Origin of the sequence: Stenotrophomonas sp. SKA14 (genome assembly GCF_000158575.1) — a bacterium.
GTDB lineage: Bacteria > Pseudomonadota > Gammaproteobacteria > Xanthomonadales > Xanthomonadaceae > Stenotrophomonas > Stenotrophomonas forensis.
This window is the reverse complement of the sequence record NZ_DS999412.1, coordinates 4,889,167-4,901,729: the sequence shown is the minus strand read 5'-3', so window position 1 is coordinate 4,901,729 and position 12,563 is coordinate 4,889,167. Positions and strand designations below refer to the sequence as shown.

Sequence of the window (12,563 nt, the reverse complement as noted above, 5' to 3'; positions counted from 1 at the left end):
GCAATGATCTTGAACCTTTGCTCTAGGCGCGGCGCACCGCCAGCACGCCGTCCAGTGCCAGTTCTGCCTTGAATCCGGCCTTTTCCAGTCGCTTGGCCACTTCGCGCGGGACATCGCGGCCGCTGGTCAGCTTGTTCGGCGCACCGGTGTAATGGAACAGGCGCCCACCCTTGCGGATGACGCGGGCGAGGTGGTCGTAGAAAACCTGCGAGTACAGCTCGCCGGCAATGCCGAAGCGCGGCGGGTCGTGCAGGATCGCATCGACGCTGTTGCTGGCCAACTGTTCGATCTGCTGCGAGACGTCGCCGTGGCTGAACTGCAGGCGGCCCCCGGCGGCGGCCGAGTCCGGGTCCGGCGACCACGGATTGAGCGTGCGCAGCCACATCACGTCGGCGTTCTTCTCGAACGAGCGGATCTGGCCGACACCGGCCTCCAGCGCGCAGGCGGCGAAGTAACCGAGGCCGCCGCAGGTATCGAGGATGACCTTGCCGGCCGGGGCGACCAGCTCGACCTTGCGGCGTGCGTCCTCGAACGGCGACAACTTGGAGGTCGGCAGCATCTTGATGCCGTCGATCTCGAAGGTGGGTGCGCCCCACTCGGTGGGCACCAGCTTGATCAGCGAGCCGCTGTAGCGCGAGATCGGCGCGAACTCCTCGCCATCCCAGTAGTACAGCGTGCGGTCCTTCAGCTTGCCCGGCCACGGGTAGACCTCGCCGCGGAAGTGGAAGCCGTCCGCATCCAGTGCCACGCTGTCCTGGCTGCGGCCAAGGTCGAGCGAGCCCTGCCAATCGGCGGCGCCCTTGTCATGGGCACGGCGCAGGGTGTCGGCGCTGTCGCGGGTCAGCAGGGGGCCGGTGTAGTGGGGCACGGCGGGTACCGGGACGGTTCGGGGGAGGGCATGGTACCGCAGCTGTTGCAGTGCCGAGCCGCGCTCGGCGCTCCCGCTCAATCGCACTTCACCGCATACACCGGCCCGGCGCCGATCAGCATCAGCGCCATGTAGTCGCTGTCGCTGGCCTTGCCTTTCAGCGTGGCGCCCTTGTTGAAGTGGAAGATGCCGAAGCCGCCAGCCATGCGGATCAGGGCGCTGTCGATCTGCGCAGCGTCATCGCGGAAGTAGCGGCTGATCTCGCTGCTGCTGGCCTTGTGCAGGGCATTCGGTTCGCGCTGCCACTGGCCATCTCGGTTGAAGGAGACGAAGTACTGGCCGCCTTCCTTTTCGATGCGGAAGTCGGCGGGCTTGCGCGCGCTGGTGGCGAAACAGCCCTGCAACGGGTCGGCGGAGAAGGGAAGCCCGGCGTCACCACCACAGGCGGCGAGCAGCAGGAGGGCACCGGGCAGCAGCAGGCGGAGCGTGCGCATGGGATGTCCCTACAGGGGCAGGTGCGGCTAGTGTAGGCAGCATGCGGGCACGGCCCGTACAGGAATTCGGCAAGAGAAGAGGGGTTTTCGGATGGCGCAGGGCAAGGCACCGTGGTGCGGCGTGGCCAGTTGGCTGGGCATGGTGGTCGGCTGGGGTGCGGGCACAGTGGCCGCACAGGCGGCGGTGGCGGCCGGTGGTAATGGCCTGGCCGCGGGGATGGGCGTGGCGGTGCTGGGCGCGGCGCTGGTGGGCGCTGGCTTTGCCGTGGCATCGCGCGTGCGCGGCGAGCGATGGCCGTGGATCGGCATTGCCGGTGCGGTCGTGAGCGCGCTGCCGCTGCTGATGTACCTGCTGCGGATGATGCTGAAGCTCTAGTTGTAGTGCCGGTGCCGTGCGTTCCACAGATGCGTTGCGGCCAGCAGCAGGCTGCCGGTGACGGTCAGCGGTGTTTCCCAGCCGTGCGAGGGCAGCGCCAGCGCACCGGCCAGCAGCAGGCCCAGCCCCAAGCCGGCAGTGGCCCAGGCCAGCATCGGCAGCGGGTGACGGCGCTCGGCCCGCCACAGCGCATAGCCGGTCAGCGGCAGGGCGATGGCCACGAACAGCAGGTGCACCCACTCGGCTTTGGCCCAGACGCCGAACAGCGGCAGCGCGGCGGCAAGCAGGGGCAGCGCCAGGCAATGCAACAGGCACAGGCTGGACAGGGCGACCGCGCCAGCATCAAGCAGGGCGGCAGAGGGCGACTTCATCGGGGGAGGTTCCTTGCTTGACAAGTGTTATACAGTAACATTTCCGTTCCGCAGCCAACCCGCTCCGACATGAACACTGTTTCCCGCGCCGACCGTCGCCTTCCGGTCACCGTGCTGTCCGGCTTCCTCGGGGCCGGCAAGACCACCCTGCTCAACCAGATCCTGCGCAACCGCGAGGGCCTGCGCGTGGCGGTCATCGTCAACGACATGAGCGAGGTCAACATCGATGCGCAGCTGGTGCGCGAGGGTGGGGCGGAACTGCGCCGCACCGAAGAGACGCTGGTGGAGTTCAGCAACGGCTGCATCTGCTGCACGCTGCGCGATGACCTGCTGCAGGAAGTGCGGCGCCTGGCCGATGCCGGCCGCTACGACTACCTGCTGATCGAATCGACCGGCATCGGTGAACCAATGCCGGTGGCCGCCACCTTCGCGGTGCGCGACGAGCATGGCTTCAGCCTCAGCGACATCGCGCGGCTGGACACGATGGTGACGGTGGTCGATGGCAGCGCGTTCCTGGCCGATTTCGGCTCGACCCTGCGCCTGGCCGAGCGTGGCCAGCAGGCCGGACCGGATGATGATCGCGGCGTGGTCGACCTGTTGTGCGAGCAGGTGGAGTTTGCCGACGTGATCGTGGTCAGCAAGGTCGACCAGGTGGATGACGAGGTACTGCAGGACACCTTGGCCGTGCTGCGCGGGCTGAACCGCGATGCGAAGCTGCTGTTGTCCAGCTTCGGTGACGTGCCGCTGAGCGAACTGCTGGACACCGGCCGTTTCGACATGGAGCGTGCGCAACGTGCACCGGGCTGGGTGAAGGAGCTGCGCGGCGAGCACACGCCGGAAACCGAGGAATACGGCATCGCCAGCTTCGTCTACCGCTCGCGGCGTCCGTTCCACCCCGCGCGCTTCGCACGCGCGCTGCAGTCGGGCATGCCGGGCGTGATCCGCAGCAAGGGCTGGTTCTGGCTGGCCAACCGCATGGACTGGGTGGGCGAGTTGAACACCGTGGGTGCGGCGACGCGCACGCAGGCGGCGGGCTTCTGGTACGCCGCGCGCGAGCGCGTGCGTGCGGGGCAGGAGGACACCACGCCGCTGCTGCCGCCGACACCGCTGCCCTACAGTGACCTCGGCTGGGCGCGGCAGCAGGCGGAGTGCTGGAGCGCGCCATTGCCGGGCCCCGACGAGTTCCCGGACATGGCCGCGCATTCGGCGATGCAGCGCCTGTGGCACCCGCTGTGGGGCGACCGCCGCCAGGAGCTGGTGGTGATCGGTGTGCACATGGATGAGCGCGCCGTGCGTGCGGAACTGGACGCGTGCCTGCTGAACGATCAGGAGCTGCGCGCCGGTCCGCTGCTGTGGCAACAGCTGCCGCAGGCGTTCCCGGTGTGGAAGCGGTGAGCGCGCATTGACGGTTGGTGATGTGCCGGCCAGCGGCCGGCACTACCCATATCGATACGCCGTGCGTGGATCTACAGGCGGTCGCGCCACTGCCAGCCGTCGGCGCTGACCTGCAGTACCTGCGTGGGCCGTAAGGCCTGCAGCAGGTGCCGGTCATGGCTGACCATCACCAAGGCGCCGGGCCACGCGACCAGCAGGTCTTCCAGCGCCTGCAACGCACCCAGGTCCAGCGCGTTGCCGGGTTCGTCCAGCAGCAACAGCTGGGGTGCAGGCTCGGCATACAGCACGCTGGCCAGCGCACCCTTTACCCGTTCGCCATCACTGAGGCTGCCGGAGGGGCGAAGGATGCGCTGTGCATCCAGCCCGAGCAGAGCCAGGCGCGTGCGCAGTTCGCCCGGATCTGCCGCGGGATTGGCCGCCTGCACGGTATCGAGGATGCTGCGCTCGCCGGACAAGCCCAGCAGCTGCTGGTCGAGCAGCGCCAGGGGGGCGTGACGTTGCACGGTGCCATGGCGTGCAGGCAGCTGGCCGGCCAGCACGCGCAGCAGCGTGGACTTGCCGCTGCCATTGTCACCGACCACGGCGATGCGCTGCCCGCGACGGATCTCCAGCTGCAACGGGGCACTGCAGCCATGCGGCAATACCAGCGATTGCGCCTGCAGCAGGCGCGCGCTGCCGCGTTCACCATCACCGGCAAACAGCGCCAGTTCCGGCGCGGCGTGAACTGCAGAGGCCGCAGCGCGCAGTTCATCGGCACTGGCCTGCAGGCGATCGGCCTGCACCTGCTGCGCGCGGCCGTGGCTGGCTTCGGCGCGCTGCTTCTGCCGGCCGAGCAGGATCGGTGCCTGGTTGGCCTGCTTCGCATCGCGGTTGCCACGCGCCTGCCGCTGTTGCTGGCGTTCGTGCTGTTCACGCGCGCTGCGTTGCTGCTGCCGGTGCTGCGCGCGCGCATGGTCGAGCTGGGCGGCGGCGGCTTCGCGTTCAGCCGCACGCGCGTCGGCGTAGTGCTGCCACGGCCCGCCATAGCGATGCAGCCCACGCGCATCGAGTTCGACGATCTGCTGCATCTGTTCCAGCAGCTCGCGGTCGTGGCTGATCGCCAGCAGGCCGCCACGCCACTGCTGCAATTGTTCGTACAGCTGATGGCGATGGCGCGCATCGAGGTGGTTGCTGGGTTCGTCGAGGATCAACCAGTCGGCACCGCTGGCCCACGCCCCGGACAGCGCGACCTGCATCGCCTGCCCTCCACTGAGGCGCGCGGCGGGCTGGGCGGGGTCGAGGTCGTCGGGCAGGCCCACTGCCTGCCATTGCTGCTGCAGGCGTTCGCGCAGGTCCCAGCGGTCACCGACGTGGGTGAAGTCGGTCTCGTCCACGCTGCCGGCTTCGATGCGCGCGAGTGCGTCCAGCGCTTCGCCGACACCGGCCAGCGCGCCAACCGTGCCGGCGGGTGGATAGCCGGGTGTCGGCAGCAGGAACACGCGGCCGCTGCGGCGCACCTGGCCGCTGTCGGGTGACAGGTGGCCGGCCAGCAGGCGGGCGAGCACGCTCTTGCCGGTGCCATTGGCACCGACCAGGCCGGTGGCGACCGGCTCAAAGGAAAACGACAGATCGGAAAACAGCCGACGGCCGTCGGCCAATCGATACGACACGCGATCGAGCGTGAGGGAATGCGGGGTCATGCGACCTCCATGGATGCCGGGTTCTCCCCTGCGCGCAGGGGCGGGAAGAGTCAGGCCGTCTGATGGGAAGACGGCGGCATCAATGGCGCATTGGTCGCGAGCCTCTGGGAGGAATGAGGCGCCAGTATAGCGGGGCTGGCTGAATGGCCGGGATTGATCGCGGCTACGGCACGGTTTCCAGGCGCGCGCTGACAAAATCGATGAACACCCGCAGCTTCGGCAGCACGTGGCGGCCCGAAGGCCACAGCAGGTGGAAGATGCCGCAGGAATGCACATGCTCGTCCAGCACGGTGACCAGCCGGCCGTCGGCCAGCGCATCGCGTACCGAGTGCACCGGCACGAACGCCACGCCCACGTGGCGCAGCGCCAGCGCCACGCGTGCTTCGATGGTGTTGGCCACCATGTGGACCGGCAGTTCCTGCGGGGTTTCATCCTCGGGCCAGTGGATCGGCCACAGCTCCAGCTTGCCGGTGCTGGGGAAGCGGTAGTGCAGCAGCGTGTGCTGCATCAGCTCGGCCGGCGTGCGTGGAATGCCACGCTGCTGCAGGTAGCCGGGCGAGGCGACGATGCGGCGCGGAAACACGCCCAGGCGCCGCGCGTTCATCCGCGAGTCGCTGGGCTCGCCGACCCGCAGCACGGCATCGAAACCTTCCTCGATGACATCGACCAGCCGGTCGCTGAAGTCGAGATCAAGGCGGATGTCCGGATAGGCGGCCATGAATTCGGCCATCAGCGGCAGGGTCAGGTCACCCACCAGCGGCAGGCCGATGCGCAGCGTGCCGCGCGGTGTGGCGTGCGGTTGCGCCAGCTCGGTGCGCGCCGCATCGCGCTCGTCGAGGATGCGCCGGCAGCGCGCCAGGAACAGCTGGCCCTCGGCGGTGAGGGTGATGCTGCGCGTACTGCGATGGAACAGCCGCACGCCCAGGGCGTGTTCCAGCCGCGCAACGCATTTGCCGGCGGCCGAGGCGGAGATGCCCTGCAGGCGCCCGGTCTCGACGAAGCTGCGGGTGTCGGCGGCGTGCACGAAGGTCTGCAGGTTGGCGAGGTTGTCCAGGACGGTCATGGGCGTGCGGGCGATGAAAGCGGCAGGGTAGAGGGGCGCGCTGGCGACGGTTGGCGCCGCCCTCGCAACACTGTGGTGCGGGGCGGGTCGCGGTCAGTTCCGGCCTTGCAGTTCCGGCCATGATGCCGATTGCGGACTGCACGGTCCATGATGCCCGGAGCGGAAACCGGCTTTTTGCGCGGCGGCGCGCTGCCTAACGTGGCGGGCCTCTCCCCACGGATCACTGCGATGAATGCCGCTCTTTCCCTTGAACCCGTACCGACGCTGCCGTCGGTGCAGCGGTTGCTGCAGCAGGTGCATCCGCTGCGCCTGGTCGGCGCGGTGGTGCTGGTGCGCCAGCACGGGGTGCTGCGCCACGCCAGCGCCAGCGGCCTGGCAGACCGCGAATCGGCCACGCCGATGCAGCGCGACCAGCTGTTCCGGCTGGCCTCGGTCAGCAAGCCGCTGCTGACCACGGTGATCCTGCGCCTGGTGGCCGAGGGCGTGCTCGACCTCGATGCCCCGGTGCAGCGTTGGCTGCCAAATTTCCGCCCGGCGCTGGCCGATGGCAGCACGCCGCCGATCAGCCTGCGCCAGCTGCTCAGCCACAGCAGCGGGCTGGGCTACCGTTTCCTGGAAGCCGATGCGGACGGCCCGTATGCGCGGGCGGGCATCAGCGATGGCATGGATGCCAGTCCGGTGTCCCTCGCCGAGAACGTGCGCCGCATCGCGCAGGCGCCGCTGCTGTTCGCACCCGGCAGCCAGTGGTTGTACTCGCTGGGCGTGGATGTGGCCGGTGCGGTGGCCGAAGCCGCAACCGGTGAAACCCTGCAGGCGCTGTTCGCACGCCTGCTGGCCGCACCGTTGGGCCTGCGCGATACCGCCTTCGCCACCGCCGATGCTGCGCGGTTGGCCACGCCCTATGTGAGCGATGCGCCGCAGCCACATCGCCTGCGCGAAGGCGAAGTGGTGGCGCCGTTCGAAGGTACGATCGGCATCGAATACAGCCTTGCGCGTGCCACCGACGCCAGCCGATTCGCCTCTGCCGGCGCCGGTCTGATTGGCACCGCCGATGAGGTGATGGCGGTGCTGGAGGCGCTGCGCGATGTACGGGCGTCGGGCCTGTTGCCGCCTGCACTGGCGGCGCAGATGGCCACCCCACAGGTGGGCGAGCAGGGCCCGCCGGAACCGGCCGGCTGGGGCTTCGGACTGGGCTTTGCGCTGCTGCACGATCCCGCCGCCAGCGGCACGCCGCAGTGCGAAGGCACCTGGCGCTGGGGCGGCGCCTATGGCCACAGCTGGTTTGTCGATCCGGCGCGTGGGCTGAGCGTGGCGGCGCTGACCAACACCCTGTACGAGGGCATGGATGGTGCCTTCGTCGATGCGCTGCGCAATGCGGTCTATGCCGATCTGGAGGGCGCCCGATGAGCGGCCATGTCATCGATGCGAGCAGCCCGGCCGGTGAAGCCACACGCCTGCCGTGGGCGGGCCTGCTGGCGCTGGCTGGCGGCGGCTTCATCACCCTGTTGACCGAGACCCTGCCGGCCGGCGTACTGCGACCGATGGGCGACAGCCTGGCCGTGAGTGATGCGGCCGTGGGCCAGCTGGTGAGCGTGTATGCACTGGGCTCGGTGATGGCCGCGCTGCCGATGATCGCGCTGACCCAGCGCCTGCCGCGACGCCCGTTGCTGCTGGCAGCGATTGCCGGGTTCGTGGTGGTCAATACGCTGACCGCCTTGAGCAGCAGCTACACGCTGATCCTGGCCGCACGCTTCCTGGCCGGGGTAAGTGGCGGCCTGCTGTGGTCGCTGGTGGCCGGTTACGCCGCGCGCATGGTGGTGCCTTCGCTGCAGGGGCGGGCGATTGCCGTAGCGATGGTCGGCTCACCGTTGGCGCTGTCGCTGGGGGTGCCCGCCGGCACGTTGCTGGGCCAGCAGATCGGCTGGCGCTGGGCGTTCGCGTTGATGAGCCTGCTGGGCGTGGGACTGCTGGCGTACGCGCGCTGGGCGCTGCCGGCATTGCCAGCGGCGGCGGCCGGCCAGCGCATCTCGCTGCGCACGGTCTGGCGCATGCCCGGTGTGCGCAGCGCGCTGCTGGTGATGGTGCTGTACGTGCTGGCGCACAACGTGCTCTACACCTATATCGAACCGTTGGCGGTGGAGGCCGGTGCAGGGGCGTGGCTGGATCGCCTGTTGCTGGCGTTCGGCATCGCGGCGATTGCCGGCATCGGTATTGCCGGCTGGGGCGTGGACCGTCATCTGCGCGCGCTGGTCTGGGCGGCAGTGGTCGGCTTCATCCTGCCGGTGCTGGCGCTGCTGCTATGGCCAGGCCAGCCGACCCCGCTGCTGCTGGCGACGATCCTGTGGGGCGTGGCCTTCGGTTCGGTGGCGACCCTGTTCCAGACCGCGCTGGCACGCCGCGCGGGTGCCGCTGCGGATCTGGCGCAGTCGATGCTGGTGACCGGCTGGAACCTGGCCATTGCCGCCGGTGGCGTGGCAGGCGGTGTGCTGCTGCAGGCGCGCGGCGCAAGCCAGCTGGGATGGTTGCCGTTGCTGTTGCTGGTGGTGACGGCAGCGTGGTTGCTGGCGCGGCCGAAGGCGTGGGAATAGGCGGCGATCGGTGAGGGCGCGGTGCCGGCCAGCGGCCTGCACTACCTACTCCACGCCATCCACGCATGGCGTGGATCTACCGAGCGCAGCGACCCGCGTTTGCCTTTGAATTCTCTGTTGATTCCGTGGTGGGACGCCGCCGGAACCTGTCAGAGGCCGGGGCGGTCGGGTTCGCGGGGGGGGCCGCGGCATGGATGCCGCGGTCAAGCCCCCATGGATGGGTTTACGGCGTCCCCCGCGAACCCGACCGTCCCAGCCAACTCCGGGATAGCTGTATGCGACCCACCATGAGGGGCTTTGCCGTTGGCCGACCTACTCGATCCCCTCGCGCTCGATCGGCACACTGCGCGGATTCTGCATGTGTTCGCGCGCCGCGCCGTAGCGCTGCTGGCGCTTGTTGTGGAACGCCACGAACTCGTCGCGCGGCAGCGGCCGCGAGAACAGCCAGCCCTGCCCGAACTCGACGTGGCGGCTGTGCAGGTAGGCCAGCTGCGCCTCGGTTTCCACGCCCTCGGCCACCACCCACAGGCCCAGCTCCTTGGCCATGTCGATGATGTGCGGCGTGACCGGGCTGGTCGCGCTCTCGGTGCCGATGGCATCGATGAATGACTTGTCGATCTTCAGTGCATCCAGTGGCAGCTGCTCCAGGTACTGCAGGCTGGAGAAGCCCACGCCGAAATCATCGATGGCCACGCTGTGCCCGGCGCGGCGCGCCTGCGCCAGCATCGTGCGGGCACGGTCCAGGTCGAGGAAGCCACGTTCGGTGGCCTCCATCCAGATCTGCTGCGGCAGGATGCCGCTACCGGCCATGTGCCGGGTGATCATCTTCAACGCACGCCCGCTGCTGATGTCCTCGGCGGCGAGGTTGATCGCGATGTGCGCGCTGCGGTCGGCCACCAGCAGCTCGCGCATGTCGCGCACCACGTTCTCGATCACCAGGTCGGTGACGTCGGCGATCATGCCGGCCTCTTCGGCCAATGGAATGAACAGGTCCGGCCGTACCTGGGTGCCGTCCGGGCGCTGCCAGCGGATCAACGCCTCGGCGCCGACGCAGATGCCGGTATCCAGCTCGATGATCGGCTGGTAATGCAGGTACAGCTCGCGGCGGCGGATGGCGGTGGCCAGCTCGCCGCGCAGCGACAGCCGGCGCCGGGAAAGCCAGATCACCAGGCCGGCACCCGCGGCCGCCAGCAGCAGGCCCAGCGGCACGAACAGCCAGGCCTGCTGGCGGAAGGTGGCGGCCAGCGCGGTGCGTGGCGTGGTGGCGATCGCCAGCCATTCCTCGTTGCGCGCGGTGGCATACAGCGTGTCCTGGTCCAGCCCCTCGCCGGGATTGCGCAGCAGGTTCTGCAGCAGGGCCGGGTCCATGCCGTCCTGCTTGGCCAGCAGCCGTCCGTCCGGGCTGGCCAGGGCCAGGCGCACATTCGGATCGACGATGACATCGACGAAGCGGCGCGGATCGACCAGTACGTCGTGGGAGCCGTACAGGATCGCCAGCACCTGGCGACGGCCGCTGGCTTCGGGGCGCACGTCCACCGCGATGCCGGCGCCGTCGCTGGTGACATGGTCGGCCCTGGGCTGGTTCACGTCCGAATGGAACGGCCCCCAGGAGGTGCAGCGCAGCTTGCCCCCTTCGAAGTAGCCCATCTGGTCTACCGACGGCGTGGTCATCACCAGCGTCTGCATGCGCCGGATGTGTTCTTCGTTGCAGCCGGAGGCGGTACCGGCTTCGGCCGACTTCAGCGCGGCCAGCGCCTCGTGGTAGGACAGGTCGGAGCGGCGCAGGGTGCGCAGCGCGATGTCGTGCAGCCGCTGCTGTTCGACCGTGACCGCGCGGTCCCAGGTGGCGTAGGCCATCACCGCGATCGGTACGGCGGCGGCCAGCAGTGCCAGCGCGGTGCCGCCGATGATGACGCGCAGCCGGCTCATGGCCGGAGCTCCAGCGGGAGGGTCAGGGCAGGGGGCATGGGCGGGCCGGTCCTTGGGCAGATGCGGCTATCTGAGCATGGCGCCGGGCCGGGCGGAATGGGCGTAATCCGGTATTTCGTCACATTGTGATGAAAGCGGCCAAGATTGACGGAATCAGCTCGTCCGGTGCTGGCGCTCCTGCCCGCAGAGGACTACCGTCGAACGCTTCGCCCGCCCCTTTCCGCGCCCATGACCGAGCCCGCATCGCCCCCCGAGCACCTGCGCCGCAGCCTGTCCAACCGCCACCTGCAGCTGATCGCCATCGGCGGTGCCATCGGCACCGGCCTGTTCATGGGCTCGGGCAAGACCATCAGCCTGGCCGGTCCGTCCATCGTCTTCGTCTACCTGATCATCGGCGCCATGCTGTTCTTCGTGATGCGCGCGATGGGCGAGCTGTTGCTGTCCAACCTGCAGTACAAATCCTTCATCGATTTCTCCACCGACCTGCTCGGTCCCTGGGCCGGTTTCTTCTGCGGATGGACGTACTGGTTCTGCTGGATCGTCACCGCCATCGCCGATGTGATCGCGATCGCCGCCTATGCGCAGTTCTGGTTCCCCGGGCTGGATGCATGGATACCGGCACTGGCCTGCGTGCTGCTGTTGCTGGCACTGAACCTGGTGACGGTGAAGCTGTTCGGCGAGATGGAATTCTGGTTCGCGCTGATCAAGATCGTGGCGATCTGTGCGCTGATCATCACCGGCGCCGGCCTGGTGGCGTGGGGCTTCACCTCGCCCAGCGGACACACGGCATCGCTGTCGAACCTGTGGAATGACGGCGGCATGTTCCCGATGGGGCTGGTCGGCTTCTTTGCCGGTTTCCAGATTGCGGTGTTCGCCTTCGTCGGCATCGAACTGGTCGGCACCACCGCCGCCGAAACCGCCGACCCGGAGCGCAACCTGCCCAAGGCGATCAACTCGATTCCGGTGCGCATCATCATCTTCTACGTGCTGGCGCTGATCGCGATCATGGCGGTCACGCCGTGGCGCCAGGTGGTGCCGGACAAGAGCCCGTTCGTGCAGCTGTTCGTGCTGGCCGGCATTCCTGCCGCGGCCAGCCTGATCAACTTCGTGGTGCTGACCTCGGCCACGTCCTCTGCCAACAGCGGCATCTTCTCCACCAGCCGCATGCTGTATGGCCTGGCCGAAGAGGGCCATGCACCGCGCGGCCTGTCGAAGCTGTCGCGCGCAGCGGTGCCGGCGCGCGGCCTGCTGTTTTCGTGCCTGTGCCTGCTGGGCGGCACCCTGCTGATCTACCTGATTCCGAACCTGGTGACCGCCTTCACCCTGGTGACGACGCTGGCGACGGTGCTGTTCATCTTCGTCTGGTCGCTGATCCTGGTGGCCTACATGGTCTACCGCCGCCGTTATCCGGAGCGCCACGCCGCCTCGATCTTCAAGATGCCCGGCGGCGTAGCCATGTGCTGGGCCTGCCTGGTGTTCTTCGCCGGCGTGCTGGTGCTGCTGAGCCTGCAGGGCGACACCCGCCAGGCGCTGATCGCCAGCCCGGCGTGGTTCGTGCTGCTGGGGGTGGGGTATTGGGTGCGTCGGAGGACTGCGAAGTAATCCAACGTCTGCGTTCCATCGATTGATCCACGGTTTCCAGGAAGTTTCATCCACGCATGGCGTGGATCTACTGTCCGCCGCGGGGAATTGTCGAAGGTGGGGTGGGTCCGGTTGTGGGGGCGTGAGCCGCATGGATGCGGCGACCGAGCTTACATGGACGTACTTGCAGCGTCCCCCGCAACCGGACCCACCCCGCCA

11 protein-coding genes are annotated in these 12,563 nt (G+C 68.6%); 5 read left to right on the top strand and 6 right to left on the bottom strand.

What is annotated here, in order from left to right:
- Positions 1 to 22: 22 nt before the first annotated feature.
- Positions 23 to 868, bottom strand: a complete 846-nt coding sequence (locus tag SSKA14_RS22430) for an MnmC family methyltransferase (RefSeq protein WP_008264811.1) — start codon at positions 866 to 868, stop codon at positions 23 to 25.
- A gap of 77 nt (positions 869 to 945) precedes the next feature.
- Positions 946 to 1,362, bottom strand: coding sequence for a hypothetical protein (locus tag SSKA14_RS22425; RefSeq protein WP_008264743.1), 417 nt, complete (start codon positions 1,360 to 1,362; stop codon positions 946 to 948).
- Positions 1,363 to 1,453: 91 nt separating this feature from the next.
- Here SSKA14_RS22425 and SSKA14_RS22420 point away from each other — a divergent pair, with 91 nt between their 5' ends.
- Positions 1,454 to 1,738, top strand: a complete 285-nt coding sequence (locus SSKA14_RS22420) for a hypothetical protein (RefSeq protein WP_006437851.1) — start codon at positions 1,454 to 1,456, stop codon at positions 1,736 to 1,738.
- Here the strand turns inward: SSKA14_RS22420 and SSKA14_RS22415 are convergent.
- Positions 1,735 to 2,109 (bottom strand): MerC domain-containing protein, encoded by a 375-nt coding sequence (locus SSKA14_RS22415; protein ID WP_008267652.1) that lies wholly within the window; start codon positions 2,107 to 2,109, stop codon positions 1,735 to 1,737. The two genes, SSKA14_RS22420 and SSKA14_RS22415, sit on opposite strands and share 4 nt — an antisense overlap.
- A 69-nt stretch (positions 2,110 to 2,178) precedes the next feature.
- Here SSKA14_RS22415 and SSKA14_RS22410 point away from each other — a divergent pair, with 69 nt between their 5' ends.
- Entirely contained in the window at positions 2,179 to 3,504 is a 1,326-nt protein-coding gene (locus SSKA14_RS22410) for a GTP-binding protein (protein WP_008265295.1), read from the top strand.
- Between the two features lie 71 nt (positions 3,505 to 3,575).
- Here SSKA14_RS22410 and SSKA14_RS22405 read toward each other — a convergent pair whose 3' ends face one another.
- Positions 3,576 to 5,183, bottom strand: a complete 1,608-nt coding sequence (locus SSKA14_RS22405) for an ATP-binding cassette domain-containing protein (protein WP_008268274.1) — start codon at positions 5,181 to 5,183, stop codon at positions 3,576 to 3,578.
- A 163-nt stretch (positions 5,184 to 5,346) separates the two neighbouring features.
- Positions 5,347 to 6,246: a LysR family transcriptional regulator gene (locus SSKA14_RS22400; RefSeq protein ID WP_008268258.1), complete on the bottom strand. Its 900-nt coding sequence runs from the start codon at positions 6,244 to 6,246 to the stop codon at positions 5,347 to 5,349.
- 228 nt (positions 6,247 to 6,474) lie between these two features.
- Between SSKA14_RS22400 and SSKA14_RS22395 the strand changes: the two genes are divergently transcribed.
- Both SSKA14_RS22395 and SSKA14_RS22390 read left to right on the top strand, forming a co-directional pair.
- A complete protein-coding gene (locus tag SSKA14_RS22395; protein ID WP_008267452.1) occupies positions 6,475 to 7,653 on the top strand; it encodes a serine hydrolase domain-containing protein in 1,179 nt (392 codons plus the stop codon).
- Positions 7,650 to 8,834: an MFS transporter gene (locus tag SSKA14_RS22390; protein ID WP_008264446.1), complete on the top strand. Its 1,185-nt coding sequence runs from the start codon at positions 7,650 to 7,652 to the stop codon at positions 8,832 to 8,834. Before SSKA14_RS22395 ends, SSKA14_RS22390 begins: the two co-directional genes overlap by 4 nt.
- A 312-nt stretch (positions 8,835 to 9,146) precedes the next feature.
- Here SSKA14_RS22390 and SSKA14_RS22385 read toward each other — a convergent pair whose 3' ends face one another.
- Positions 9,147 to 10,763, bottom strand: coding sequence for an EAL domain-containing protein (locus SSKA14_RS22385; protein WP_008266614.1), 1,617 nt, complete (start codon positions 10,761 to 10,763; stop codon positions 9,147 to 9,149).
- Between the two features lie 228 nt (positions 10,764 to 10,991).
- Here SSKA14_RS22385 and cycA point away from each other — a divergent pair, with 228 nt between their 5' ends.
- Positions 10,992 to 12,365, top strand: coding sequence for a D-serine/D-alanine/glycine transporter (gene cycA / locus SSKA14_RS22380; RefSeq protein ID WP_040009051.1), 1,374 nt, complete (start codon positions 10,992 to 10,994; stop codon positions 12,363 to 12,365).
- Positions 12,366 to 12,563 lie beyond the last annotated feature (198 nt).

Coding starts and splice junctions, on each gene's coding strand:
- SSKA14_RS22395 (WP_008267452.1), top strand. CDS start 6,475: ATGAATGCCGCTCTTTCCCTTGAACCCGTACCGACGCTGCCGTCGGTG.
- SSKA14_RS22405 (WP_008268274.1), bottom strand. CDS start 5,183: ATGACCCCGCATTCCCTCACGCTCGATCGCGTGTCGTATCGATTGGCC.
- SSKA14_RS22410 (WP_008265295.1), top strand. CDS start 2,179: ATGAACACTGTTTCCCGCGCCGACCGTCGCCTTCCGGTCACCGTGCTG.
- SSKA14_RS22390 (WP_008264446.1), top strand. CDS start 7,650: ATGAGCGGCCATGTCATCGATGCGAGCAGCCCGGCCGGTGAAGCCACA.
- SSKA14_RS22400 (WP_008268258.1), bottom strand. CDS start 6,246: ATGACCGTCCTGGACAACCTCGCCAACCTGCAGACCTTCGTGCACGCC.
- cycA (WP_040009051.1), top strand. CDS start 10,992: ATGACCGAGCCCGCATCGCCCCCCGAGCACCTGCGCCGCAGCCTGTCC.
- SSKA14_RS22420 (WP_006437851.1), top strand. CDS start 1,454: ATGGCGCAGGGCAAGGCACCGTGGTGCGGCGTGGCCAGTTGGCTGGGC.
- SSKA14_RS22385 (WP_008266614.1), bottom strand. CDS start 10,763: ATGAGCCGGCTGCGCGTCATCATCGGCGGCACCGCGCTGGCACTGCTG.
- SSKA14_RS22425 (WP_008264743.1), bottom strand. CDS start 1,362: ATGCGCACGCTCCGCCTGCTGCTGCCCGGTGCCCTCCTGCTGCTCGCC.
- SSKA14_RS22415 (WP_008267652.1), bottom strand. CDS start 2,109: ATGAAGTCGCCCTCTGCCGCCCTGCTTGATGCTGGCGCGGTCGCCCTG.